1 rRNA gene is annotated in these 1,501 nt (G+C 49.0%); it reads left to right on the top strand.

Going from position 1 to position 1,501, the window contains the following annotated elements:
* Positions 1-1,501, top strand: a 23S ribosomal RNA gene (locus BUB85_RS20820); the annotation flags it as partial.

Below are 1,501 nucleotides of genomic sequence, written 5' to 3'. Positions count from 1 at the left end.
AAGGTGTGGAGCCGAAGGGAAACCAAGTCTTAATAGGGCGTCAAGTCAGTCGGAGTAGACCCGAAACCGGGTGATCTACCCATGTCCAGGTTGAAGTTGCCGTAAAAGGCAATGGAGGACCGAACGCACATCCGTTGAAAAGGGTGGCGATGAGGTGTGGGTAGGGGAGAAATTCCAATCGAACCCGGAGATAGCTGGTTCTCCTCGAAATAGCTTTAGGGCTAGCCTTATACAAGTCTTGCGGAGGTAGAGCACTGAATTTCCTAGGGGGCGTCAAAGCTTACCAAAGAATATCAAACTCCGAATGCCGCGTAGATGATGTATGGGAGTCAGACTACACGAGATAAGTTGGGTGGTCAAAAGGGAAAGAGCCCAGACCTACAGCTAAGGTCCCAAAATGTGTGTTAAGTGGAAAAGGATGTGAGATTTCGAAGACAACTAGGATGTTGGCTTAGAAGCAGCCATACATTAAAAGAGTGCGTAATAGCTCACTAGTCGAGAGGTCTTGCGCCGAAAATGTCCGGGGCTAAAACACACTACCGAAGCTTAGGGATTGACGAATGTCAATCGGTAGAGGAGCATTCTTAACTGCGACGAAGCTGTACCGATAAGGAGCAGTGGAGTGTTAAGAAGAGAGAATGCCGGAATGAGTAGCGAGAGGAAGGTGAGAATCCTTCCGGCCGAATATCTAAGGTTTCCAGAGTAAAGCTGATCTGCTCTGGGTAAGTCGGGGCCTAAGGCGAGGTCGAAAGACGTAGTCGATGGATAACTGGTTGAAATTCCAGTACTATGATATAACAGAACTGTGGGGACGCATAAGGAAAGCGAGAGCCGGGAATGGAAAAACCGGTACAAGCGAGGTACCAGTGTGGTTGGCAAATCCGCCATACAATGGGAAGACGTGACGTGGATCGAACTAAAGTAGAGAAGCTCGTGAGCCATGTGCCAAGAAAAGCCGCTATTGTTTATATCATACCCGTACCGTAAACCGACACAGGTGGATGAGGAGAGAATCCTAAGGCCGACGGGAGAAGCATTGTTAAGGAACTCGGCAAAATGACTCCGTAACTTCGGGAGAAGGAGTGCCAACGCAAGTTGGTCGCAGAGAATTGGTCCAAGCAACTGTTTAGCAAAAACACAGCTCTATGCAAAACCGAAAGGTGAAGTATATGGGGTGACGCCTGCCCGGTGCTGGAAGGTTAAGGGGAGAGGTTAGCGCAAGCGAAGCTTTGAACTTAAGCCCCAGTAAACGGCGGCCGTAACTATAACGGTCCTAAGGTAGCGAAATTCCTTGTCGGGTAAGTTCCGACCCGCACGAAAGGCGTAATGATTTGGACACTGTCTCAACAATGCACCCGGTGAAATTGAAATACCAGTGAAGATGCTGGTTACCTGCGCCAGGACGGAAAGACCCCATGGAGCTTTACTCTAGCTTGATACTGGGATTCGATATTGCATGTACAGGATAGGTGGGAGACTAGGAATCTATGACGCCAGTCAT

Source organism: Hespellia stercorisuis DSM 15480 (assembly GCF_900142165.1).
In the GTDB taxonomy this organism is placed as follows: domain Bacteria; phylum Bacillota; class Clostridia; order Lachnospirales; family Lachnospiraceae; genus Hespellia; species Hespellia stercorisuis.
This window is presented reverse-complemented; position numbering and strand designations above follow the sequence as displayed.